This window comes from Mucilaginibacter sp. P2_A5 (assembly GCF_056404995.1).
The window spans coordinates 64,340-89,839 of the sequence record NZ_JBFUCY010000031.1 but is presented as its reverse complement, the minus strand read 5'-3'; the positions used below and the strand labels follow the sequence as shown (position 1 = coordinate 89,839).

Annotated in this window: 20 protein-coding genes; 12 read left to right on the top strand and 8 right to left on the bottom strand. The window is 43.7% G+C overall.

From position 1 onward, the window contains the following. Nucleotides 1–154: 154 nt before the first annotated feature. Complete coding sequence (locus tag AC1DXF_RS23295) at nt 155–1,207, bottom strand: IS110 family RNA-guided transposase (RefSeq protein WP_477451098.1); 1,053 nt, start codon at nt 1,205–1,207, stop codon at nt 155–157. Between the two features lie 634 nt (nt 1,208–1,841). Then, a complete protein-coding gene (locus tag AC1DXF_RS23290) occupies nt 1,842–2,267 on the bottom strand; it encodes a hypothetical protein (protein WP_477451097.1) in 426 nt (141 codons plus the stop codon). Between the two features lie 199 nt (nt 2,268–2,466). Here AC1DXF_RS23290 and AC1DXF_RS23285 point away from each other — a divergent pair, with 199 nt between their 5' ends. Beyond that, entirely contained in the window at nt 2,467–3,114 is a 648-nt protein-coding gene (locus AC1DXF_RS23285) for a tetratricopeptide repeat protein (protein WP_477451096.1), read from the top strand. Between the two features lie 617 nt (nt 3,115–3,731). Here AC1DXF_RS23285 and AC1DXF_RS23280 read toward each other — a convergent pair. Beyond that, a complete protein-coding gene (locus AC1DXF_RS23280; protein WP_477451095.1) occupies nt 3,732–5,981 on the bottom strand; it encodes a sodium-translocating pyrophosphatase in 2,250 nt (749 codons plus the stop codon). 248 nt (nt 5,982–6,229) lie between these two features. On the opposite strand from AC1DXF_RS23280, the gene AC1DXF_RS23275 reads away from it, so the two are divergent. The 4 genes from AC1DXF_RS23275 (at nt 6,230) to AC1DXF_RS23260 (ending at nt 10,183) form a co-directional block, all read left to right on the top strand. Further along, the gene (locus tag AC1DXF_RS23275) at nt 6,230–7,666 is read left to right on the top strand and encodes an APC family permease (protein WP_477451094.1); all 1,437 of its coding nucleotides are present in this window, start codon (nt 6,230–6,232) and stop codon (nt 7,664–7,666) included. Continuing rightward, nucleotides 7,644–9,050, top strand: coding sequence for a D-alanyl-D-alanine carboxypeptidase/D-alanyl-D-alanine endopeptidase (dacB, locus tag AC1DXF_RS23270; RefSeq protein WP_477451093.1), 1,407 nt, complete (start codon nt 7,644–7,646; stop codon nt 9,048–9,050). The genes AC1DXF_RS23275 and dacB overlap by 23 nt, the downstream gene beginning before the upstream one ends. A 230-nt stretch (nt 9,051–9,280) precedes the next feature. After that, nucleotides 9,281–9,769 carry a hypothetical protein gene (locus AC1DXF_RS23265; protein WP_477451092.1) on the top strand — a complete coding sequence of 163 codons (489 nt, stop codon included), beginning with the start codon at nt 9,281–9,283 and terminating at the stop codon, nt 9,767–9,769. A gap of 18 nt (nt 9,770–9,787) precedes the next feature. Continuing rightward, on the top strand, nt 9,788–10,183 hold the full coding sequence (locus tag AC1DXF_RS23260) for a hypothetical protein (RefSeq protein WP_477451091.1): 396 nt from the start codon (nt 9,788–9,790) through the stop codon (nt 10,181–10,183). Between the two features lie 718 nt (nt 10,184–10,901). On the opposite strand, the gene AC1DXF_RS23255 is transcribed toward AC1DXF_RS23260, so the two are convergent. From AC1DXF_RS23255 to AC1DXF_RS23240, 4 genes are all read right to left on the bottom strand, one after another. Continuing rightward, nucleotides 10,902–11,321, bottom strand: coding sequence for an OsmC family protein (locus AC1DXF_RS23255; protein ID WP_090646220.1), 420 nt, complete (start codon nt 11,319–11,321; stop codon nt 10,902–10,904). Between the two features lie 195 nt (nt 11,322–11,516). Then, entirely contained in the window at nt 11,517–12,584 is a 1,068-nt protein-coding gene (locus AC1DXF_RS23250; RefSeq protein WP_477451090.1) for an NADH:flavin oxidoreductase/NADH oxidase, read from the bottom strand. Nucleotides 12,585–12,900: 316 nt separating this feature from the next. Further along, nucleotides 12,901–13,305, bottom strand: a complete 405-nt coding sequence (locus AC1DXF_RS23245) for a hypothetical protein (protein ID WP_477451089.1) — start codon at nt 13,303–13,305, stop codon at nt 12,901–12,903. Between the two features lie 188 nt (nt 13,306–13,493). Beyond that, entirely contained in the window at nt 13,494–13,934 is a 441-nt protein-coding gene (locus AC1DXF_RS23240; protein ID WP_477451088.1) for a hypothetical protein, read from the bottom strand. A 149-nt stretch (nt 13,935–14,083) separates the two neighbouring features. Here AC1DXF_RS23240 and AC1DXF_RS23235 point away from each other — a divergent pair, with 149 nt between their 5' ends. The 4 genes from AC1DXF_RS23235 (at nt 14,084) to AC1DXF_RS23220 (ending at nt 17,658) form a co-directional block, all read left to right on the top strand. Then, on the top strand, nt 14,084–15,289 hold the full coding sequence (locus AC1DXF_RS23235; RefSeq protein WP_477451087.1) for a cation:proton antiporter domain-containing protein: 1,206 nt from the start codon (nt 14,084–14,086) through the stop codon (nt 15,287–15,289). A gap of 110 nt (nt 15,290–15,399) precedes the next feature. Further along, complete coding sequence (locus AC1DXF_RS23230) at nt 15,400–16,254, top strand: bifunctional helix-turn-helix domain-containing protein/methylated-DNA--[protein]-cysteine S-methyltransferase (protein ID WP_477451086.1); 855 nt, start codon at nt 15,400–15,402, stop codon at nt 16,252–16,254. Nucleotides 16,255–16,258: 4 nt separating this feature from the next. Beyond that, nucleotides 16,259–16,969, top strand: coding sequence for a 2OG-Fe(II) oxygenase (locus AC1DXF_RS23225; RefSeq protein WP_477451085.1), 711 nt, complete (start codon nt 16,259–16,261; stop codon nt 16,967–16,969). A gap of 134 nt (nt 16,970–17,103) precedes the next feature. Continuing rightward, entirely contained in the window at nt 17,104–17,658 is a 555-nt protein-coding gene (locus tag AC1DXF_RS23220) for an RNA polymerase sigma-70 factor (RefSeq protein ID WP_477451084.1), read from the top strand. Nucleotides 17,659–17,735: 77 nt separating this feature from the next. Here AC1DXF_RS23220 and AC1DXF_RS23215 read toward each other — a convergent pair whose 3' ends face one another. After that, nucleotides 17,736–18,920 (bottom strand): hypothetical protein, encoded by a 1,185-nt coding sequence (locus AC1DXF_RS23215; RefSeq protein ID WP_477451083.1) that lies wholly within the window; start codon nt 18,918–18,920, stop codon nt 17,736–17,738. Nucleotides 18,921–19,104: 184 nt separating this feature from the next. On the opposite strand from AC1DXF_RS23215, the gene AC1DXF_RS23210 reads away from it, so the two are divergent. The 3 genes from AC1DXF_RS23210 to AC1DXF_RS23200 all read left to right on the top strand — a co-directional run bounded on the left by AC1DXF_RS23210 (nt 19,105) and on the right by AC1DXF_RS23200 (nt 25,397). Continuing rightward, nucleotides 19,105–20,268 (top strand): FecR family protein, encoded by a 1,164-nt coding sequence (locus tag AC1DXF_RS23210; RefSeq protein WP_477451082.1) that lies wholly within the window; start codon nt 19,105–19,107, stop codon nt 20,266–20,268. 194 nt (nt 20,269–20,462) lie between these two features. Next, nucleotides 20,463–23,852 carry a TonB-dependent receptor gene (locus AC1DXF_RS23205; protein ID WP_477451081.1) on the top strand — a complete coding sequence of 1,130 codons (3,390 nt, stop codon included), beginning with the start codon at nt 20,463–20,465 and terminating at the stop codon, nt 23,850–23,852. Nucleotides 23,853–23,903: 51 nt separating this feature from the next. After that, a complete protein-coding gene (locus AC1DXF_RS23200; protein ID WP_477451080.1) occupies nt 23,904–25,397 on the top strand; it encodes a RagB/SusD family nutrient uptake outer membrane protein in 1,494 nt (497 codons plus the stop codon). Nucleotides 25,398–25,500 lie beyond the last annotated feature (103 nt).

Here is a 25,500-nt window from a genome sequence, read left to right as displayed (position 1 = left end):
CGCTGCCGCAAGGTACTGTCATTAAAAACAAGTGTTTTGAATAATATTTTTCTTTTAAATTTGTAATGCGAAAGAAGGCATACGGCGAGCAATCGACGGATGACTATCTTGTGTAGCCTGGCTTTTAGCCGGGCTACTTCTTTAGCCCTTCGGGCTAAGCGAAAGAAGGCACCGGCTCTCTTTCTCCAGATGTATTTTTTATTGCTTCCGGCCCTTTTGGCATAAATGTTTCATTCTTTTTCCATAGTGTGTAAATCAGCACCAATAGCTTTTTTTGTACGGCTACATAAGCTTTCATCTTTTGTCCGTGTCTGCTGAGTATACGTTCAAAAAATGTCTTAAACTGACCGGTATTATAGCGCACTACACTAAATGCTGGCATGTGCAGCGCCCGCCGAATATGACTGTTTCCCTTCTTGGATATTTTGGTTTTTCCCGACCTTTTCCCTGATTGATTTTCTATTATATCGTAACCGGCAAAACTGATTACCTGTGCGATAGATGTAAATAATGTAAAGCCATTGGTTTCGGCAAGAATAGCAGCTACAGTTAGATTGCCCATGCCCTTCACCTCTGTAATGTACCGTACCTTTTTTGCTATTTCCGGGTTGCTGAAAAGCTGCTTGTCTATTTCCTGTTCTGTTTCCTGCAATTCTTTTTCTATAGTAACAATTAGCTTTTTAAGCTGTTTCATTACTTTTTTATTACTGTAAATGCTGTGCTCATCAGCATGGAGCTGATTGTTGACATTGGTTTTCAGTTCTTGCAGGCTTTGATGGTGACGTGTAAGAGCCCGTAATGTATAAAAGAACTCGTCCATCGGTTGCCAAAGCGCGAGCGATTGTTCAGCACCCATACGCGCAAGACCCTGGGCATCTATCTTGTCATTTTTGGTTTTAAGGCCAATGGCCTGCATGTACTTTTTTGCCTTGTTAGGTAATACAACTGATACCTGGAACCCCGCCTTAAAAAGGAACATCGCGCACAATTCGTAATAAACTCCGGTAGCTTCCATTACAATAACTAAGGGCACATTTACCTCCTTTCTGTGCCGGGCTAACCACACAAGCAGTTCTTTAAAGCCTTGTTGATTGTTGGAAAACTTACGGCTGGCTTTTACTTTTACCTGTTGGCTGGCGTCAATAACGGACAGGCAGGCATGAAAATCATTTTTTGAAATATCGATGCCAAATGAATACTTTAACATAGCGACAGTGATTAAAAAGTAAACAATAACAGGAACTTTTTATACGGCCTTTTCTCATAGTCTTATGCAGGATAACAGAAACTCAGTCTGCTTCCTTAAGTACTGTCCGGGCTTGGTAAAAAGAAACTAAAGGCAGGTTTATCTTGCGGCCGACATCCGCGTTGCGGTGTCTGTAGGCTCCCGTCAAAGTGCTGCCCTTAGTCCTGTTTATTAATATTTACAAAGATATGAGGCTCCAGCCTTGTGGCCCGCTGATAGGTAACCGCCATGCTAAGTAATGAATCTCAACTCCCGGATGTTTAATTTCATCCGGGAGTTAGTATTTTTAACGGGAGCAAAAGAGTAATATAAGGGCATTAGGGTTTGCAACCCACATTGTTAATTGTCCTAAAGGCATGGCGTATACTTAGCATGGGGCACACAAGCCAGGAGGCTTGCGGCAGCGGGGCGCATCTGGTTCGTCGCCGATACATGGCAACTGCTTTGAACACGAATGAAAGAGTGCCTGCCCGCCCCCGGCAGTGGCGGGATCCTCTTGACCCCCACGCCTGGCGGGATCGGGGGGGTCTTTATAGCAAGTATTTTATGTCACCGCGGTGGCATGTGGTCAGCCGATGGGAAAAATACTATAGTTTCACGATTCAATTGTTAATAATTCAATACTTTTCTCGTCTGATGAATATTGCAAATGCAATTTGAAATTCTCAAAAAGATATTTATCCCACGGCGGTGTTTTTCCGTATATAAAACTAAAATCTCCACCACCGGATAAATCAGGAACATCTAATAGCATTCTCACATCGTTACGAGAAAAATCAAAATTAAAATCAAAGGGTAATTTATCAACAAACTTAGCCGAACCTTCCTGTGTCCCTGAAAAAAAGTGAATAGCTTTTATCCGATTATTTTCTTGCAAAATTATATCTATTCCTTTGTCAGGGTTATACAAACCGAAAACATCAATGCCTTTTTCTATAGGAACATTACCAAAATAATCATTATATAAAACAGTCTTGTTTATTTCCTTGAGATCTTTTCCAATCCAATTTATTATCTCCATCTTAATTACTTTTTACAAAGGTGCTGAAAGTGTTTGATTGCCCTATCAATGTCATTGTTTGTAAATCATCCTCAGCATACGTCTAAGGTTATGTGAATTTCCTGAAGTTGTATAAGATTCTACAAAATAAATTATATCACAAGTACAGATAAGTTTGGAGTTGCCTACATTTGATAGTTAGCCGCAAGCCAGTAATGAAATGAAAAAAATATTTAGTATCCTCTTCCTTATGATAGGATTGTTTTTTGTGATTAAAAGAATCTACCATATTCCCGAACAACGGGACATTGCCAGAATAAATAAATTGTACTATTCCAGAGAATTTGAAAAAGCAAAAAATGAGTTAGAAATACACGTAAGGAAATATCCCGGCTCTTCTCAAAGTTGGGCCTATCTGGGTTTAGTAAAACTTGAATTAAATGACACTGCTGGTGCCGAATTAGCGTACAGAAAGGGATTTGAATTAGATAAGCGGAATGATAAAGCTATTGTAGGCTTAGGAATGGTAGAAAGAATGAAAGGGAATTATATAAAAGCAAGAGAATACTATGAAAATGCGATAGCGATAAATCCTGATAATCCCGATAGCTATTCCAGTTTGTTGGTGCTCGAGATTATAAATAAGAATTATCCGAAAGCCGTTGAATTGGGAGAAAAAGCGAGACGACTGAACCTAACTAAAACTCGCCCCGGCGTTCTCGGAAATTTAGTAATTGCCTATCATTTAAATCATCAGATAAAAGAACGGGACCTGGTATTAGCCGAGCTCAGGAAAATGAATTATCCAGATATTAAATATATTGAAATGGTAATTAACGATGAGATTGATTTCGATGACCTTATTTAAAGACAAGATGTTGAACAACAGTTGGATATATCAAACATTCACTTGAACACTGACCACAAGTCACCCCGGCTGGCCGACCATATCGAGCTGAAACCGCATAGAGGGTGGAGATCAATTTTGTCCTTTATGAAAAGCGATATTTTCCCATTCTGTTCATTCTCAAATTCTGCCAATTCTGATTCAGACAAAGTGTTAGGGATAGTAGCGGATACCGGCCAATGTGGCTAAGGCCTGTGCAGTATAAGCGGATAGCCCGGCCGCAGGCAACACCATAAAAAAGTATCAAGTATTTAGTATCAAGTATCAAGATTTTTTGATGTGCAGATTAACTGTGTTGAGGGCTTCGCCGTTTCAGATGTAAGAGTGCTGGGGTGTTCCAAAATAAAGTAGCGTTAATCATGCTGATTTTAATCAATGGTTAAATATATCTATTAAGTATCTGGTTTTAAGATAGATATGTGTTCCGCTTGTATAGAGGTTGGAAAAAGAGTAACATATTGATAATCAGCGCAAAAGTGTTCCATTGCGTTCATTTGCGTTCCGGGCGTTCCGGCGGAACACTTCAACAAAAAAGCCACCCTCAACAGGTGGCTTTCCATAAATATGAAGAGCGGGAATTACCCTTTTTTGTCAACTTTAGTTACAGGCGATGTATAAGCCTGTACGATAACGTGTTTTTTAACATCCTGTTTCATTGCAGTTGGCGGCACATGGTTCGCATTCAGGTGCGGTGCTATTACCAGCGAAACTATCGACATCAGTTTGATCAAAATATTCATCGACGGGCCCGAGGTATCTTTAAACGGATCGCCTACGGTATCGCCGGTTACGGATGCTTTGTGTGGTTCTGATTTTTTGTAGTACATCTCGCCATTGATGAGGCAGCCTTTTTCGAAGGATTTTTTGGCGTTATCCCATGCACCACCGGCGTTGCTTTGGAAAATACCCATCAACACGCCTGATACGGTTACACCGGCTAATAAGCCGCCCAGTACTTCGGGGCCAAAGGCAAAACCGATAATGATTGGGGTGATCAGCGCGATTAAACCAGGGGCAACCATTTCGCGGATGGATGCCTTGGTGGAGATGGCCACGCATTTTTCGTATTCGGGCTTACCTTCATAGGTCATAATGCCCGGAATTTCGCGGAACTGGCGGCGAACCTCTTCAACCATGGCCATGGCAGCACGGCCTACTGCCGAGATACACAATGCCGAGAAGATGAAAGGGATCATTCCACCCACAAATAAGCCGGCCAAAACGTCGGCTTTATAAATGTCAATATGCTCGATACCCGCAACACCCACAAAGGCTGCAAATAAAGCCAGTGAGGTTAACGCGGCTGATGCAATGGCGAAACCCTTGCCTGTAGCAGCGGTAGTGTTACCTACGGCATCCAAATTGTCTGTACGGTGGCGCACTTCCTCGGGCAGGCGGCTCATTTCGGCAATACCGCCGGCGTTATCAGCAATTGGGCCAAAGGCGTCAATAGCTAATTGCATAGCTGTTGTTGCCATCATCCCGGCAGCTGCTATGGCTACCCCATATAAACCCGCAAAATGATATGAACCATAAATACCCGATGCCAAAACCAGGATTGGCAATACAGTTGACTCCATTCCTATAGATAATCCACCAATAATGTTGGTAGCGTGACCTGTTGACGATTGGCGGATGATGCTTAATACCGGGCGTTTGCCCATGGCGGTATAGTACTCGGTAATGATGGACATTAATGTACCTACAACCAAACCTACCACTATCGACATGAATACGCCGTTTTTGGTAAACGGAATTATGCCTGCTTTAACTACACCATTAACTTCATCGCGCACCATGTGAAACTCGCCTTCGGGCAGCATCCATTGTACTACAAAATAGGTAGCAATAGCGGTTAGTATGATTGAAGCCCAGTTGCCTATGTTTAATGCTTTTTGTACACTGTCGGTTTCGCTTTTAATCCTCACCATGGCAGCGCCAACAATCGAGAATATCAAACCTAAACCGGCTATAACCATTGGCAACAGGATAGGGGCAATACCGCCAAACGCGTCATGAGATACAATTTCGCGACCCAGCACCATGGTAGCCAGCATGGTTGCTACGTATGATCCGAATAAATCGGCGCCCATACCGGCAACGTCGCCTACGTTATCGCCTACGTTATCGGCAATGGTGGCAGGGTTACGTACGTCATCCTCGGGGATACCCGCTTCAACTTTACCTACAAGGTCGGCGCCTACGTCGGCAGCTTTGGTGTAAATACCGCCGCCTACACGTGCAAACAGCGCGATAGATTCGGCACCTAAAGAAAAGCCGGCCAACACATCAAGTGCTTTGGCCATAGCCTCGCCGTTTACGGTGCTGCCTGCAACGTTAACTACATAAAACTGGTAAAATAATATAAACAGCGATCCTAACCCAATGATGGCCAAACCGGCCACGCCAAGGCCCATTACGGTACCGCCGGTAAATGACACTTTTAATGCCTGCGCCAAACTGGTACGCGCGGCCTGTGTAGTACGCACGTTGGCTTTGGTTGCAATGCGCATGCCCAGGTAGCCTGCAAAGGCCGATAAAAATGCTCCTATAATGAATGATACGGCAATTACCGGGCTTGATGTGGCCACGGTAGTACCACTCCAGGCCAGTAGCAGGGCTGCTACGGCAACAAAACCGCCAAGTACTTTCCACTCGGCGCGTAAAAAGGCCATAGCGCCATCGGCAATGTAGCCGGCCAGCGTAACCATGTCGCCATCGCCGGCATCTTGTTTGGTAACCCAGGCAGCTTTAACAGCCATAACGGCTATACCGATGAGCCCAAACACCGGAATTAAGTAAATTAAGTAAGAGTTCAAAAAGTCCATAGTAACAATTTTGGTTTATTAAAGTAAGTTTTGCTAAGTCACGAAGTCTAAAGTCGCAAGTCAAAAGTCTTTTTTTACTTCTTTTTTTAATTCTTAAGACTACTGACTTAAGACTAACGACTTAATACCACTCCGGCTATAGCAGGGTTTAATTGGTGGTTGCAAAATAGTAAATTTATTTTCTTTACAATAGCCTGTCAATATTAAAGTTTTTTGAATAGTTTAGGGCTTTAAACCCTTTTTAATTTATGGCAAAAGATTCCGGACAACCCAAAATGAAACATGAGCTTGGCCTGCTTGATGGCACCATGCTGGTAGCAGGCTCGATGATAGGCTCAGGTATATTTATAGTGGCTGCCGACATTGTACGCAATGTAGGCTCAGCAGGTTGGCTGATAGCCATTTGGCTCATCACCGGTTTTATGACATTGACAGCAGCATTAAGTTATGGCGAACTGAGCGGCATGTACCCCAAAGCAGGCGGGCAGTACGTTTACCTTAAAGAAGCCTACAATAAACTCATCGCCTTTTTATATGGCTGGAGTTTTTTCGCGGTGATCCAAACGGGTACTATAGCAGCGGTTGGGGTGGCCTTTTCAAAATTTACGGCGTATTTGATACCAGCGGTGAGTGAAGATAATATTCTGTTTCAGCAAGGCTTTATAAAAATCAGCGCGGCGCAGCTTGTTTCTATCGGCGTTATTTTAATATTAACTTTTATTAATACCCGCGGTGTTAAAAGCGGAAAGCTGATACAAACCACCTTTACATTAACCAAGCTTGCAAGTTTATTCGGGCTGATCATTTTCGGTTTCGTAGCACTGAAGCCGGATGTATGGCACGCCAACTGGAGTAATGCCTGGGATTTGCATAACCTGAATAAAGACGGCACTTTTACAAAATTGGGCCTTGGTGCTGCATTAGGAGCAGTGGCATCGGCTATGGTTGGATCGATATTCAGCAGCGATTCGTGGAACAACGTTACTTTTATAGCGGGCGAAATGCGCAATCCCAAGCGTGATGTAGCACTGAGCTTGTTTTTGGGTACCATGATAGTAACCATTATTTATGTGGCAGCCAACGTTGTTTACACAGGCGTATTACCGCTGCATGAAATTGCCACAGCCGAAAAGGACAGGGTTGCAGTGACTGCATCGCATGTTATTTTTGGCGATATTGGCACTAAACTGATTGCTGTAATGATCATGATATCAACCTTTGGCTGTAACAACGGTTTAATTATGGCAGGCGCCAGGGTGTATTACACCATGGCAAAGGACGGCTTGTTTTTTAAGAGGACAGGTGAGTTAAATAAGTCTGCGGTGCCTGAGTTTGGTTTGTGGATTCAAGCCGCGCTGGCATCAGTGCTATGCTTAAGCGGGCGCTATGGCGACTTGCTGGACATGATATCATTGGTGGTGGTCATATTTTATGTGCTTACCATTATTGGTATTTACATTTTACGGGTGAAGAAACCGGAGTTGGACCGGCCTTATAAAGCTTTTGGCTACCCGGTGTTGCCTGCCATTTATATTATGATGGGTATAGCTTTTTGTATTTTACTGTTAATGTACAAAAGCGACTATGCGTTATTTGGCCTGGGGATAGTGTTGATAGGTATCCCGATATATTATATCACCAAAGGGAGCATTAAGGAGCAGGATGAGGCGGTTATTGATAGTTAGTTTATTTTTAATTACCGGGCAGGCCTATGCCCAGGAACTTCAGTCAAGATTATCGGCAGCATTTGGCCGGTTACAGGCCGATAGCCAGTGCCGCTATGCATCGCTTTCGCTAACTGTTTTGGATGCCAAAACCGGCGAACAGGTATTTGCCGCCAGCCCCAACATGGGGCTGGCTACGGCATCAACCCTCAAAACTATTACCAGTATTACGGCCTTTAATGTTTTAGGTGCCGATTTCAGGTACCAGACCCAATTGGGTTACAACGGCGAAATTGCCGCCGACGGTACACTTAATGGCGATATCATCATCAAAGGCTCGGGCGACCCAACGCTGGGCAGCTGGCGGTACGAGCAAACCAAAGAAGCGCATGTACTTGCCTTAATGGCCGATGCGCTTAAAACTGCAGGCATAAAAAAAATAAACGGGCGCATTATTGGCGATGATAGCGCCTTCGGTACTCAATCCATCCCCGAAGGCTGGATATGGCAGGATATTGGCAACTACTATGGCGCCGGAACATCGGGCCTTTGCTGGCGCGAAAACCAGTTTGATATTAAGCTGCGCACCGGTGCTGTGGGCAACCCTATTGGCATTTCGTACACGGTGCCCAATGTATCGTACCTTACTTTCAAAAGCGAATTGGTTAACGGCCCGGCAGGCAGCGGTGATAATGCCTACGCCTTTTTGCCGGTTGGTAGTAAGGTGATGTACCTGCGCGGCAGCTACGCAATTGATAAAGATAAAAAAAGTATCTCGGCCGCTACGCCGGATGCAGCTTACGATGCTGCGTTGCGTTTGTCGGATACACTAAAAAAATTAGGTATCGCGGTAGGTTACGATCCTGAGTCGGTTGCAACATTAACCGTAAAAGGATTAAAAGCGCCTTTGATTACCAAAAATCTGACTGCCATTCAATCGCCGCCGCTGAGCAGGATTATTTACTGGCTCAACCAAAAAAGCATTAACCTGTATGCCGAGCAATTGCTTAAAACCATCGCCTGGAAACAGGGTCGCAAACCTACCACCACAAACGGGGTAGAGGAGGTACAAAAATTCTGGCAGGCCAGGGGAATTGATGCCAACAGCATTAACACTTACGATGGCAGCGGCCTGTCGCCCGGCGATAGGGTAAGTACCAATACCATGGCCCGCATCCTGCAATCGGCCAAAAAGGAAAGCTGGTTCCCTGATCTGTACGAAAGCCTGCCCGTATACAACGATATGAAAATGAAAAGCGGCAGTATCAACAGCGTGCTTTGCTATGCCGGTTACCAAACCCATAACGGCCGCGAACTTTGCTTTGCCATCATGGTCAATAACTTCAGCGGATCGAGCAGGGGGATAAAGGAGAAGATGTTCAGGGTGTTGGATGTGTTGAAGTAGGAGCCCCCTAACCCCCTGAAGGGGGAACTTTTTGATTGGGGTGATCGTATTCAGGTTGTGAGAAATAAATAGAGCGTGAGAATGTGCGATTCCTTCCTTGGGGGAAGGAGGAGGTAGGGGTTTAGCTACCTGTTATTTGTCTTTTCAATTCATCTTTTTTTAGTTATAATTTACTGCTCTGTAATTCGTTATGTGTTGATATTAGCCTAATTTGTTTTTAAACCTGAGCCATGAAAATATTAACATTAACCCCGCGTAAACCCATTATTTACTCACCCGGAATGATCAGCTTAATATTGCTGCCTCTATTTTGCATCGTTTACCTAAAGCAGCATAAAGCATTTGTACATTACAGCGCCATGGATATAGCAGTGTGGAGCCCTGATTGGAATAACAGGTTACCAAAGCGGCTTCAAATGGAATTTCCGCCGGTCAGAAATTATCTGCGAATAAATTTAGATGGCAACGAAATTGGCGATAAGGCCCGCCTCGATTTTGCCCGCCTTGAAATCAGAAAAATGCGGGCTTCAGGAGACACAGAAAGAGGTATCAACTTTCATTTCTGGAATACTGCGAAATACCAGGCATTTGTCACAGCGCTTGATATTTGCCAAACGGAGAATGCCGGCATTTTTATTCCTTATAAAGATGATATTTACGTAATGGTTCCAAAGCGAATAATTTTCAAGGAAACGGATTATACCGGCCAGTCAAAGTAATTTACAGATCAATATATCATGAAAAAGTTAAGTACAGTAATTATCCTCCTGGCGATTTTCGCCTTGCCTGCCTGCAAACCCAAACCTGCCGATGCTGTTCAAAGTATCCGCTTTAAGTTCACCGAGTTGGGTCGCGAAACACAGTTCAGGATCCCCTGTGATAAATTCAGTTATTATTTTCCGTCCAGCAGGATTAAGATTTTTACGAAACCCACAGCCATTGATAGCGTGATGCACTTGCTCGACAGCATGAAACCGGCCGGCGAAGGCGTTCAGCCCGATGTACGGGGGCAGATTCTTATTACCCATGTAAGCAACGCAATAGATACAGTATGTGTGGGCGTAAAGGCCCTTGAATACAAGGGCGCCACCTACGAAACGCCGCAGGAGTTATTGGTATTGATACAGAAGTAATTGTATAGTTCTGCCGAAATAAGTTACCTATTACATAGTTAATTTTCCTGTCATCCTGAGTAAGTTTTATTTGCGCACAAATAATGGCATTGCAGATGACAAATTTTGGCATTGATAATCAGTTAGTTATAAATGTGTCAATGGCAGTAAGTTTTATTTGCGCACAAATAATGGCATTGCAGATGACAAATTTTGGCATTGATAATCAGTTAGTTATAAATGTGTCAATGGCAGGTACGAAGGATCTATCAGCTGTGCATGACCGATAGAAAAGTTCGCGAATAGATACTTCGTTCCTCAGCATGACAACTTAAAAAACGGAAGTCATCCCGTCCGTTAGCTAACGGATCGGGACCCCACAGGACAGGTGACCGCATGAAGTACACTTAGCATATGGGGTGCCGAAACAAGTTCGGCATGACATTGGGAATTAACCGATGTCGTCCCTCCTTCAGAATTTCGCGAAATTTTACTAGTCAGCATAACAGTCTTTTATTTTTGAATGTCATTCCTCCTTCAGAGTTTACCTAAATTTGATAACTACTCATAACCTATTACATTTTCGAAGTGGGGGCTGTCAGATGAGCCTGTCGAAGACCCGCGCGGAGAGGCCTTTGCTCACCATGGTTCGACAAGCTAACCATGACAGCCCGTTTTTAACAACAAAGCCCTTGCTAACTAAAAGTTTGCAGGGGCTTTGCTGTAAAATTATACGTGCTTACGCGTAAGTAACGTTCAAAGTAAATGGCACGCTTAACGCTTTGGATATAATGCAATTTGCTTTTGCGTCTTCGGCAATGGCTTTAAATTTGGCCTCGTCAACACCATCAATAACCGATGCTTTCAGTTCCAAATGAATACCGGTGATGCTTAGGGCCTGCATGTCCAGGTCAAGGATGGCATCGGTGGTAAGGTCGCCAGGGGTAAAGCCGGCTTGTGACAGGGCAGCGCCAACAGCCATAGTGAAGCAACCTGCATGAGCGGCGGCAATCAGCTCCTCGGGGTTGGTGCCAATGCCATCGGCAAAACGGGTTTTAAAAGAGTACTGGGTTTTGTTAAGCACGGTGCTTTGAGTAGTAATTTCTCCGCTGCCGGCTTGTAAAGTGCCATTCCAATGGGCGTTTGCTGTACGTTTCATAGTTTGTGTTTTTATTGTTTGTGGTTTTATTAGTTCATGCTTTTAGTTCATGGTTCATAGATCATGGTTCATGGTTTTTCAGGTTAATAAAAAGATTCATAATTTCCGTATAGTGACCATGAACTATGAACCATAAGCTATCAACAATCCGCCATGAACTATGAACCATCAACCATGAACGCGCAATGCGCCACCCTACCATTTCGCCCGAACATACTGGGCCGGCCATTCTACTTCATGCCCCAGTTCGTGAGCGGCACGTAAAGCAAAATGCGGGTCGCGCAGCATTTCGCGGGCTATAAATACAACATCGGCTTCGCCTTCCTGTATAATTTCATCAGCCTGGTGGGGTTTGGTTATCAAACCTACCGCTCCGGTAAGTATACCGCTTTCTTTTTTAACTTTCTCTGCAAATTCAACCTGGTAACCTGGTTTTAACGCTATTTTAACACCGGCGATGTTGCCGCCTGTCGAGCAGTCAATAAGGTCGATACCTTTGCTTTTTAATATTTGGGCCAGCGCTACCGAGTCATCGGCTGTCCAGGCGGCTTCCGTCCATTCAGTTGCCGATATGCGTACAAACAGCGGGTTTTCTGCAGGCCAAACTTCCTGTACACTTTCAATTACTTCCAGCAAAAAACGGATCCGGTTCTCAAACGAGCCTCCGTATTCATCCGTACGTTTATTACTTGCAGGCGATAAAAACTCGTGCAGTAAATAACCATGAGCGCCATGCAGTTCAATCACGTCAAAACCTGCGGCCAGGGCTCTTGCAGCGGCGGCTTTAAAGTCTGCTTTAATTTTTTCGATGCCGGCTTTATCAAGTTCTAAAGGCGCCTCTTCACTGTCGATAAAAGCGATGGGGCTTGGTGCATATGATTTCCATCCGTTAGACTCATGTGACGGTACTTGTTTGCCACCCAGCCACGGCTGCAGGTGGCTGGCCTTGCGGCCGGCATGCGCCAGTTGTGTACCGGCATAAGCGCCATTGGTGTGTAAAAAATCGGTGATCTGTTTTAGTTTAGTAATATGTTCATCTTTATAAAGGCCAAGGTCGGCAGATGAAATGCGGCCTTCGGGCGATACGGCTGTAGCCTCGGTAATAATTAAAGCTGCGCCGCCAACGGCCATACCGCCAAGATGTACCAGGTGCCAGTCGTTAGCGAAACCGTCTTCGCTGGAGTATTCGCACATGGGCGATACCACGATGCGGTTTTTTAGTTCGATGTTCTTTATTTTAAGCGGTGAGAATAGATGCGGCATACGTTTTTGTTTGGTACAAATATGGTAAGTAACATTGATTGTAACCACACTGTTTTGTAAAATAGATATAAGCTGAAAGCCGAAGGCCTAAAGCAGAAAGCTAATTGCCGGAAAAAAAGCTTTTAGCACCGGGACTTGGTTTTATGCTTTTCGGTCGGACGTAAATTCTTTAGCTAGAAAAAAAGCTAAGTCGAAAATCCTGGCAATAATCTGCTTTCCGAAGTTTATTGCTGTCCGAATGTGCCCGACTCGGAGCTACTATGCCTGTAATTTCTAACTGTTCTGCATCACGTAGTTTGGAAACTACGGGCGGATTTCAATAATCTGCAATAAAGAATAGTTTGTTCTTATTCTTTATTGCAGATTCACATATCTCAAGGATAGCATCATATTCTTTTTGCGCGTTAAAATCCTCTGTGAGGATGATAGATTTCAAGTGACTGTAGAATTCTTCAATTCGATCAACCTCCGCCTCCCCGTCCCAATCATTGCCCCAAACTTCGTCCCCATATTCATACGACCAGCAATACTTATATATGACGCTTTCACTTGGTAGTGTCTTATAGTCGGGACACAATTCTAAGATCATTCCGAAATACCCAGACCAAAACTCAACCTCGAATACCAATTCCCCAGATTCTGTACGCTCCCTGAAATAAGCCTCTCGAATTTGTGTGATCGATATTTTCTGAAATTCGGACACAAGGTCTATTTTTCTCATATTTTGTTCATTTAATTAATGAAGTGAAATTCTGTGCATTCTTAAATTCTGAAAATTCTGATTTGGACAATTGCGTAAGGGATAGAAGTGGATACAGGCCTGTGCCTAATGCCTTGTGCGCGTATGAACGGATAGCCCGACCCGACGTAAGGAGGGTTACGCCATGATATTAGATGCGTATTTACCTATCAGGATGCAGTTTCCTCCTCCTCGTCCTCATAGCCTTCTTCTTCCAAATCCAGCCGGCAAATCCAAACCCCCAATAGTAATGGCAGTAAAAATGGCAGCAACATGGCCGATAACTCAAATGGCGAATAAGCATTTTTAGCGACAGATGCGCCTATAAATACCAAAATAACAACAATACCCAGCGCCATTGAAACCCGTTGCTTAACTGCTATCACGGTTGATTCCCTGGTCATTCGCGGGATAATAAAAGTGAGCAGCGCGCCAAGCGGGCAGGTTAATACCATTAACACGCCAACCGATAATGGATAATCTTTAATAAAGGTGATGGATAGTATACTCCCTGTGTGAAAGAAAAACTGGCTGATGAGGGCTTGTAGTACAGGTGCAATAATCACCATAGTTAGCCACACCTTAAAACTGTAAAATTGCGCCGGATCCATAGGCTATTATTGTTAAAAAAGTAAATATAAAAGATATCGGCCTTCAAACAAGAGATGCGCCGTATGTGGCAAAAAATAATAGGAAACAATACTTAAGTTTGAAATGTTAAGGCTGATTTATGTACTCACCCTGTTAAACAATTGATAATTTGACTACATATACAACCCTGATTATTTTAAGCGGACTGGTGATATTTTCCTACCTGTTCGATTTGATAGCCGGCAAAACCAAAATTCCTTCGGTTATTTTATTGCTGATGCTTGGCATCGCGATACATTTTGTTGTTGACTATTTTGGAGTGAAAATGATCAATTTTAAGGTGATCCTGCCTACGCTTGGTACGTTGGGGCTTATCCTTATTGTATTTGAGGGAGCGTTGGAACTTCGGTACAACCGCGATAAAAATGCCATTATCAAAAAAGCGTTCTTTTCGGCATTTACCATTTTACTGGTTAGCGCATTTGCCATTACGTTTATCATCAGGTATTTAACCGGGCAAAGCATTTATCTATGCTTTGTAAATGCCATACCTTATTGCGTGGTCAGTTCGGCAGTGGCTATTCCTTCGGCATCAAATCTTGGTAAAAACAAAAAGGAGTTTATTATTTATGAGTCTTCTTTTTCGGATATCCTTACTGTGGTACTGTTCAACTTTATAGTGCGTAACCATCAAATTGATGTGGTATCGTTTATAAAACTTGGCGGCGAACTTACCAGCATTATCATAGCAGCCATTATATCCTGCCTGCTGTTGCTTTACCTTATTGGCCGGTTAACGCATCACATCAAATCGTTCCTTATTATCGCCTTGCTTATATTGGTTTATTCGGTAGGGCAGTCGTTCCATTTATCGGCATTGATAATTGTACTGGCGCTGGGGCTGTTCCTGAACAATGCCAACCAAATCAGTTTTCCGTGGTTCAGGAAATTGTTTATCTATCCAACCTTTCAGCACGATATCAAACAACTTTTCCAGCTTTCGGCCGAAAGCGCTTTTTTGATGCGCACCTTCTTTTTCATAGTTTTTGGTTATACCATGGATATTTATGAATTGCAGGATATTACCTTGCTGTTAACCGGCGGCGCAATACTCGTATCCATTTACCTGGTCCGCTTTTTATACATCAAATTCATATCCAAAACCGACCTGATGCCCGAGTTAGTAATAGTACCCCGCGGGCTAATCAGTGTGCTGCTGTATTATAACCTGCCAGATAATTTGAAGATACCGCAGGTTGGTACGGGGCTGTTGTTTATTGTAGTATTGGGTACAAGTTTGATATTGAGTTTGGGGTTATTTGCGACGAGGAGAGCCCCCTCTAAATCTCCCCCGGAAGGGGAGACTTTTTGTTAAGTCCTCCCTACCGGGGAGGATTTAGGAGGGGCTGGCTCTAACTCCGCAAGTTCCGGGTTTTACCACATCCGCCATCGGCCTACATTTGTTTATAAATAACAAATAAGATTATGAACACACAGGAAAATATCAATTACGATCGTATTGCTGAAGCGATAAACTATATAAAGCTCAATTTTAAATCCCAGCCAAATTTAGATGAGGTGGCCGAAAAGGTGAACCTGAGCCCCTTCCATTTTCAGCGTTTGTTTACCGACTGGGTTGGCATTAGCCCTAAAAAATTTTTGCAATATTTAAGCCTGGAATATGCTAAAGGTATTTTAAAAGATAAGCAGGCCACGTTGTTTGATACCGCCTATGAAACAGGCCTGTCGGGTACCGGGCGTTTGCACGATCTGTTCATCAACATTGAAGGCATGACGCCTGCGGAGTACAAAAACGGCGGCAAAGAGTTGAGCATTAACTACAGCTTCGCCCAAAGCCCCTTTGGCAATATCATAGTGGCATCAACCCCTAAAGGCATTTGCTATATGGCTTTTGCCGATGATCATGCCGATGCTTTGGATCAGCTTAAACAGCATTTTCCTAACGCGGCATATACACAGGTAGTTGACATGATGCAACAGGATGTTTTGCATATCTTTAAAAAAGACTGGTCGCAATTACCGGCAATTAAATTGCACTTAAAGGGCAGCAGTTTTCAGTTAAAAGTGTGGGAAGCCTTGCTTAAAATACCAATGGGTGGGTTATGCAGCTATGGGGACATTTCGCAAAAAATACAATTGCCCAATGCCGGCAGGGCGGTTGGCAGCGCGATAGGGGCCAACCCGGTAGCGTTTTTAATCCCTTGTCACCGGGTTATCCGGTCGACAGGCGAATCTGGTCAATACCATTGGGGGGCAACCCGTAAGTCGGCTATTATAGGCTGGGAGGCGGCAATGGTTAATCAATCTGTGTCAATATAAAAAGATGATGGAAATTAAGGAACGAATTACCCGTTTAAACTGGGGCGATATCAAGACAGATATGGATGCCCGTGGGTATGCTGTAGTAAAAAGTGTGTTAACTGCTGACGAATGCACAAGCTTGGCTAATCAATATATTGATGACGAGCTTTACCGCAAAACCGTTGTCATGGAACGCCATCATTACGGCCGGGGCGAATATAAGTATTTCAAATACCCGTTGCCGGCAATCATTCAGCAAATGCGGGAGCACGTTTATCCCCACCTTGCGCCCATAGCCAATAACTGGATGGAATTGCTAAACAAGTCCGCGCGCTTTGCTGATACTTTAGATGAATTGCTACAGTATTGCCACCAGCATGATCAATTGCGCCCAACCCCCTTGATACTGCAATACGCCGAAGGCGGTTACAATGCCATGCACCAGGATTTGTATGGTGAGGTGTTTTTCCCCATCCAATCGGTTTTTATTTTGGATGAACCCGGCGTAGATTACGAGGGTGGCGAGTTCATTTTGATGGAGCAAAAGCCGCGCGAACAATCAAGGGCGATCGTGTTAAAACCCGGCAAGGGCGATATGGTATTGTTTACAACCAGTTATCGTCCGGCGAAAGGCAGTAAAGGATATCACCGGGTTAACATGAAACACGGTATAGCCGAGATTACCAACGGCCGGCGGCACAGCATGGGTATTATTTTTCATGATGCCAAATGACCGTCGCAACCCGGAACGGCGAGGTAAATTAATGCTTTGAAACTCCCGCGATTGCGATTGATTTATGCCATAATTTACATCAATAGTTAATTTTTGCTAAATTTATCGCAATTCTATGTTAACCCCCTTTCAGGATGGCAGAAAAGGTAGCTATAAGCGATGTGCAATTGATCGACCGGTTAAAGTCGGGGGATGAAAGTGCGTTGACCGCTATCTACAAAAAATACTGGCAGCAATTGTTTCTATCGGCCTATAATGTTTTAAAAGATAAGCAGGCCTGCGAAGATGTTATCCAGGAGCTGTTCATCAAGATTTGGAATAGCAGGGATAATATCGAGATAGCCGTCTCATTAAAAGCATACCTGTATGCGTCCATCCGTTATGAAGTTTACAGGCAAATACGTGCCGGGGTTGCAACAAGCGATGTTTTTGATGCCCTTGCCAACCGTTTGCAAAGCCCTGCCGGGCATGAAAATTTAGAATACAAAGAGCTGGTTTCACAGGTAAATTCGGTAGTCGAAACGCTACCCGAAAAATGCCGGGAAGCTTACAAGCTTAGCCGCGAAGAGTACTTAACCCATAAACAAATTGCCTCAAGGCTCAATATATCTACCAAAACAGTCGAAAATCATTTAACCAAAGCGCTTAAGCATTTGCGTACTTCGTTGGGGACTTTGTTTTTGTTGTAGAGAAGAATGAAGCTCCGTGAGGTACGGCTCCTTATGTAGCATACCTATTCACGCACAGAATAGGGTTGCACAGCAATTTATTCATAATTTCCCAATAAGCGTTTTACCTCAATATTAAAATTGGCCACATTGATACCAATTAACTGATTTACCGTCCTAAAATAACTATCATCCCCAGGGCCACAATCTATCAACGATTTTATCCCAGTTAGCCCTTCGCGGCGTTCTACCTCATCACTGATTAAACTGGCAACCACGGAGCGCACCTTTGTCTTTGAAGGAAATATCGGCGGATTTTTATGAAATAAATCAAATAAGCTTGTGTCGGGATTTTTTGAAAGATAATCCTTTAATAATTTAACTAACTGACCTTGACTTATCATTTCTCCGTGCTCGTCAGTATAATAGGCATTTCCCCAACTGTAAGCTATGCCTTCTTCCGCAGCACTATTTCGCAGATGTGTTCTTACTTTTTCGGCATAATAATGAAACAGATCGTGTGAAAAATCTTCATTATGCATAATCGAGAATATATAACCGCTTATAGGGCCAAAACCATCATTTTCGTGTCCGGTTGTTTCACTATCATAACCATAACCCAAAAGTCCCAGTATATCAAAATAATTGTCTACCAAATAAAAATCAAAGTTCTCCGGTGATAAACCCAGTTTTTCGGCTATGCGGGTATTTTTTTTATTGAATATTGCAGCGCGTTTCAGGTTTATATGATCAGCATAATGATAAGTTATATGGCCTACTTTTTTAATTTTCCAATTCCTGGTTAAATAAAACAAAGGAATCGCAAACAGAATTCTGCCAGAGTGGATGGTAGCTTTTAAATTTACCATAGCTTTTAATGTGTTATTACCAAGATACGCTACAGAAATAGAATATTGGTCTGCACCAGTCGAGTGAAGATTAATCAGTTGTGGACTATATAGGGAGTCATTTTTTTTATTCCCATATATCCCTGTCCCTTTTATCGTTCCGAACATAGCTGTACTAAGCGCGGCTCCGGTAGAATCAATTTCGGATGCAATTGATTTATTGGTATGAATACGAAAAATTAATGTATCGAAAGCTTGCTTTAACCTTAATTGGATGTCTATTGGAACGGTTGAGTTAAAGGCAGCGCTATTTACCAAAGGCGTTTGAGCATACAAATGAGGTCCGGTTGTCAGTAAACCCAACAAAAGAATTCTGACGAGTTGGTTTAGGGGTTTTAAGTTTGTTTTTTTTCTCAATTTTATTGCTTTTTTCATAAGGTTTGATTTTAGAGGCTTATGAAGATAAGGTAAAATCTACCAGGAGAATCACTTTTTAAATTAAAAACAAACAGGAGGTAACTACGGAGCCCTGCTTTTGGGTTTTCAATCTTCTCAAATTTTTTTTCTCCCCACGTAGGGGATACCCCTGTTTTTATACTCTCACTATAAAAAGCAGGTTGTGCAAAAACAGGAATTTCAACAATTGATAGATAAATACCTTAATGGGCAGGCTACTGCCGATGAGGTGCAACTGTTAATGGAATTGTTTGACAATGCCCAAACCAATAATGATTGGGACGACCAAATTCTTGGTGTAAAGCAAGACCTGGAAGATAAAATGTTGCGACGTTTGCAATCGGCTGTGCAGCAATCGTCAGTAAATTACCAACCTAAAGTATTCAAAATCTTTGCTTTCAGGAATGTCGCTGCGGCGGTAGTCGGCCTTATGGTCATCAGCGGCGGAGTGTATTACAGTATGCGGCACACGGCAAAAGATGCAGCCGTGGCAAAAAACAAAACGGTGGTTAAGCATGATGCCGACCCTGGTAAAAATGAAGCAGTCCTAACCTTAGATAATGGCGAAAAAGTGGTGCTCGATTCTGCAAGGATCGGCACCCTTGCCAAAAAAGGCAACATCAGCATTAAAAAAACTAAAGACGGGCAGCTGGTTTACCAGGTTGAAGAAGGCAAGGCTTCAGCGGCAAATGGCCCCGTTGCTTACAACACCATCAGCACGCCGCGTGGCGGTCAGTACCAGCTTATATTGCCCGATGGCAGCAAAATTTGGCTCAACGCGGCATCATCACTAAAATTCCCCACGGCATTTACCGGCGGTCAACGTGATGTTGAGCTAACCGGGGAGGCCTATTTTGAGGTGGCTAAAAATCCGTCGAAACCATTCATGGTAAATGTTAACGAGCTTAATGTAAAAGTGTTGGGTACCCATTTTAACATTAATGCTTATGCCGATGAGGACAACATCAAAACAACTTTGCTGGAAGGATTGGTTCAATTAACCAGCGGTAATAGCCACAATTTGCTGAAACCAGATGAGCAGGGTATTGTTAAAGGCGATAATATCCGGATTGTTGAAGTAGATGCCGAAAGGGCTGTAGCCTGGAAAAACGGTTTTTTTGATTTTAACCGGGCCAGTATCAGGGATATCATGAAACAACTATCGCGATGGTACAACATCGAGGTGGTTTACAACGGCAAAGTATCTGACGACGAATTTATGGGCAGAATTGAACGAAATGTGAAGCTATCGCAGGTACTGCACGTTCTGGAGCTTAGCCATGTGCATTTTAAAGTTGAAGATAAAAAGATAACAGTATCACCTTAACCATATCAGTTGTTAATATTTACCTTAAAAAAACAGCTACCTATGAAAAAAAGCATACATCTCCATTAACACCCTACAACTACCTTACCCATGAAAAATGCCGGGAGTACTGCAATACTCCCGGCTTAAATGTATGGGCTAAGCTTTTACTGAGTTTCCTTAACAGACACATTCACCCAAAACACAACGAAGTTATGCAATTAAACTTTAGGGGTAAAGTATTTTATGTACCCCAAACATCAACCTCCAAACTGTTTTTGACAATGAAGTTAACGGTTATCCTGATTATGATTGGCTGTTTACAGCTTAGCGCCAAAAGTTACTCGCAAACCATAACGCTAAGCACCAGCAACACCGCTATTGATAAAGTATTTACCGCGATTGAAAAACAAAGCGGTTTTTATTTTTTTTACAAGTACAAAGAAATTAAGGAGGCTAAACCTGTTACGCTTTCGTTAAAAAATGCCACCCTTGACGAAGCGCTGCGTGAGTGTTTCAAAGACGAACCTTTTACCTACACAATTGATAACAAAACCATCATTGTAAATAAAAAGGAGGAGCGCGCAGCGGTGCCCGATAAAATAACCGTTACCGGGCAGGTGCTTGATAATACCAAACAACCATTGCCCGGTGTAAGCATTACCATTAAAGGTTCAAACACAGGTGTAATAAGCGGCGTCGATGGTAAATACAGCATCCAGGTTGATGACAATGCGGTGCTGGTTTTCAGATTTGTGGGATTTAAAACCAGGGAAGAGCCTGTTAACAAACGTGCAGCTATCAATGTATCCCTTGATGAAGATAACCAGCAAATGAGCGAGGTTGTAGTAGTGGGATACGGCAATCAGGAACGTAAAAACGTTACCGGCGCCGTTGGAACCGTAAAAATGGCCAATATTAAGGAGATAAAAGCTGCCAGCCTTGATCTGAAACTGGCAGGGCAACTGGCCGGTGTTACGGTAAACCAGGTTACGGGTACGCCGGGTGGCGGCGTAGCGGTTAACATTCGCGGCGCCGGTTCAGTGGGTGCCGGTGATAACCCGTTATATGTGGTGGATGGTTTTCCGCTTTCTCCCGGTTTCGATCAATATTCAAATCCCCTAAGTACCATTAATCCCGATGATATTGAAAATATAAGCGTACTTAAAGATGCCGCGTCAACCGCCATATATGGTTCGCGCGGGGCAAACGGTGTTATCATGATAACTACTAAGCGGGCAAAAAAAGGAGAGTCGTCTATTACGGTAAACACTTCAACCGGCCTGCAATCGGTATTGCCTAAAAGCAAACTTAAAATGATGACGGCGGCCGAATTTGCCCAATGGCGCACAGAAGCTATCCAGGATGCAAACGCGGTTAACGGTACCAATAATCCTATACCAGATGCGTATAAGAATCCCCAGTCGCTTGGCAAAGGCACCGATTGGTTTGACGCTGTAACCCGCGTTGCGCCTATGCAAAATTATGATGTTACTGTAGCTAACGGTACCGAAAAAGTAAGGTCGCTGTTTTCATTGGGGTATTTTAACCAACAGGGTACCGTGCTGAATACAGCTTTTAAACGCTACTCGTTAAAGGCTACAATTGATGCCGATATAGCTAAGGGTTTAACCGTAGGATTAAATATAGCCCCAACTTATAGTTTCAGGAATTTACAGGAAACAGATGGCCACTTTCTTTCGGCGGCGTTAAGCCAGGCCTACCTGGAAAGCCCGCTGGTGCCGGTGAAACAACCAGATGGTGCCTATACCAACGTTATTGGTTCGCCGGGTACTTTTCAAAATAATAACCCGGTAAGCTCGCTTGTAAATACTACCAATAAGCGTAACGAATTTAGGGCCCTTGCCAACACTTATATTGATTATGAGGTTATTAAGGGACTAAACATAAAATCAACATTCGGTGTCGACTATCAAACCAAATCACAGGATTATTACAGGCCATCATACCTGGGCGGGTTCAATGTTCCAAACCGCGATGGTAACCAGCAAAAAGCAGTAGCATCATTCACCTCGCAAAATGTTTTTAACTGGCTTAACGAAAATAGCATTAACTACAAAAAAACCTGGGGCAGCCATACGTTAACCGTACTGGCCGATTACTCCATACAACAGGAAAACTCACATGATCGTTTTACTTTCGGCACCGGTTTTCCTGATGATGCCATACGGTCTGTTGCCAACGCAACTATAATTACCGCAGATGCCGGCGATGCCGAGTGGCGTTTGCAATCGTTAATTGGGCGGGTAAATTATGCATACAAAGATAAATACCTGTTAAGCGGGTCTATTCGCCGCGATGGTTCATCAAGGTTTGCACCCGGGCACCGCTGGGGTACCTTCCCGTCGGTATCTGGCGGATGGCGCATTTCCGACGAATCATTTTTTCCTAAAACGGCAGCTATTGACCAGGTTAAGTTTACCGCCAGCTATGGCCTTGCAGGTAATAACGATGTTGGGAACTATGATTATATCCCCGTTGTTGATGTGGCCAATTATACATTTGGCGGCGGGCTTGCCCCGGGAGCTTCAATAACCGACCAGATTGGCAATACCGAACTTGGCTGGGAGACCACCAAACAGCTGGATATAGGCATAGATGTATCGCTGTTTAAAGGCCGCGTTTATTTAATTGCCGAATATTATAACCGTTATACCCAACGGATGCTGCAGTATATCCCAATTCCAATCGTATCGGGCTATGGTTACGCTTTATCAAATGTGGGTAATGTACGTAACCGCGGATGGGAGTTTACGTTAACTACAAAAAACATAGTAGAGCGGAACTTCAACTGGTCAACTGATGTTAATATGTCTTTTAACCGCAATAAGGTGCTTGATTTAGGCCCTACACCATACATTTACGATGCACCCAAAAACGATAACCCGACAAGTATTACCAAAGTAGGCCTGCCTTTAGGCCAGTTTTACGGCTATATTTTTGAAGGCATATTTCAAAACCAGGCCGAGCTTGACAAATATCCCCATTTTGACGGCGAACAGGTTGGCAACATCAGGTACAAGGATATCAATAACGACGGTGTAATTGATGGTAACGATCAAACCAATATAGGCAACCCCTGGCCCAAATTTACATTTGGCTTCAGCAATCATTTTTCATACAAAAAATTCGATCTGAATATTATTACGGCAGGTTCGGTTGGCGGGCATGTATTTAATATGTACAAGCAGTTTACAACCAATTTAGATGGGGTTTTTAATGTCGAGGAGTCGGTTATTCGGCGCTGGCGGTCGGCAAGTAATCCCGGCGATGGCATATTGCCAACTACTGTCTCAAACACCAACCTTGCGCGCGATTATTACCCATCGTACTGGGTCGAAAGTAATTCGTACCTGGCAGTTAAAAACATTGATTTTGGATACAATTTTAAAACAAAGTTCACCAGGAATTTCAGGGTGTATTTCAGCGCTCAAAACGCCATACTGCTAACCGGCTATAAAGGTGGCAACCCCGAGGTAGGCATAGAAGGGCAGCAGGGTAACAGGTCGCTTTCGCCCAACGTAAATTTTACGGGCTACCCTGTTTCGGCAATTTACACATTGGGATGTAACGTGACATTTTAATTGAAAATGCGTATTCAAACTAACGATGGTGAAACCATAACAACTGAAATCATGAAAAAATACATATACGTTTTCCTGGTACTTATCACATGCGGGCTATCGGGCTGTAAAAAAGATTATCTTAACCTTCAGCCTGCCGATACGCAGAACACAACCAACTTTTTTAAAACACAAGCCCAGTTTACACAGGCCATTAATGGGGCATACGCGCCATTGCAGGGCCTGTATAATGGCAGCTTGTGGGCAATGGGCGAAATGCGGTCTGATAATACATCATACGAGTATAACCCTTATGACCGTTCGGGTACCAATAAAGAAGAGATTGACGAATTCAGGGAGCTAAATAATAACGATATGATAGGCGCTTTTTTTAGCGCCAGCTATACAGGCATAGGCCGCTGCAACGCCATTTTGGCCCGGTTGCCAGGGGCTAAACTGGATGCCGCTGTTACCGATACCATAGGCGGGCAGGCCAGCTTTTTACGCGCTTTTAACTATTTTAACCTGGTGCGTATGTTTGGCAGGGTGCCGCTGGTACTTAACGAGGTAGCATCGGTAAGCGAGGCTTACAAGGTAGCCACCAAGGCCGAAGTAGATGCCGTTTACGCGGCTATTATTGCCGATGCGCAGGCTGCAGTTGCCAAACTGCCGGTAACCTATGCCGGTGCGGCCAATAAAGGCAGGGTAACCAAAGGAACCGCCGAAACCATGCTTGCCGAGGTGTACATGACCCGGAAAAAATTTGACTTGGCCATTCCGCTTTTGCGTAATGTTATTGCATCCAATGCTTATAGTTTGAATGCCGACTATGCTGATAATTTTGATAATAATAAAGAGAACGGCCGCGAGTCGATATTCGAAATCCAATATATTGAAGGCTCCAACGGTTTGGGCAGCGATTTTGTAGATACTTTTATTCCATGGGATTATTACGACTCGGATGTAACGGGCTTTGAGATAGCCAACGGCGCGCAAAACGGCTGGAATATCCCAACCCAGGACCTCGTTAACGCCTACGAGGATGGCGACAACCGCAAAGAGGCCTCGTTAATTGAGTTTACATCTGATGAGTATGGTATGGATTTGCCGTTTATTAAAAAGTTTGCAACCACCAGCGCCGTGCAGGGAGTAACCGGCAAAAATTTTCCGGTATATCGCTATTCCGATGTTTACCTGATGCTGGCCGAATGCCTTAACGAACAGGGCTTTGCCGGCGGCGGCGATGCCTTTAAATACTTAAACCTGGTAAGGGAACGCGCCGGCCTTGCAGCTAAATCTGTTGGGAATGCCGATCCTGCATTAAATGTTTCGGGCCAGGATGCTTTTCGCGATGCCATTGCGCATGAAAGGCAGGTTGAACTGGCGTTTGAAAATCACCGCTGGTTTGATCTTTTGCGTACCGGTAAGGCGGTTGCTGTAATGACAGCCCACGGCGCCCGCGAAAAAGCCTTTAAAAAACCTTACTGGAATGTTAACTCCGCGGCATATGCCAATATTCGCCTGCTTTTCCAATATCCGTTAACCGAAGGAACGCTGGAGCATTAATTTTATGGTTCTATGACGTTTTTTGCGGGTAACGCAGATGAGGAACTGATTAGCTTCTACAGATATATTTTGTTGATACATAGCGGGCTTGTTCAACACGAAT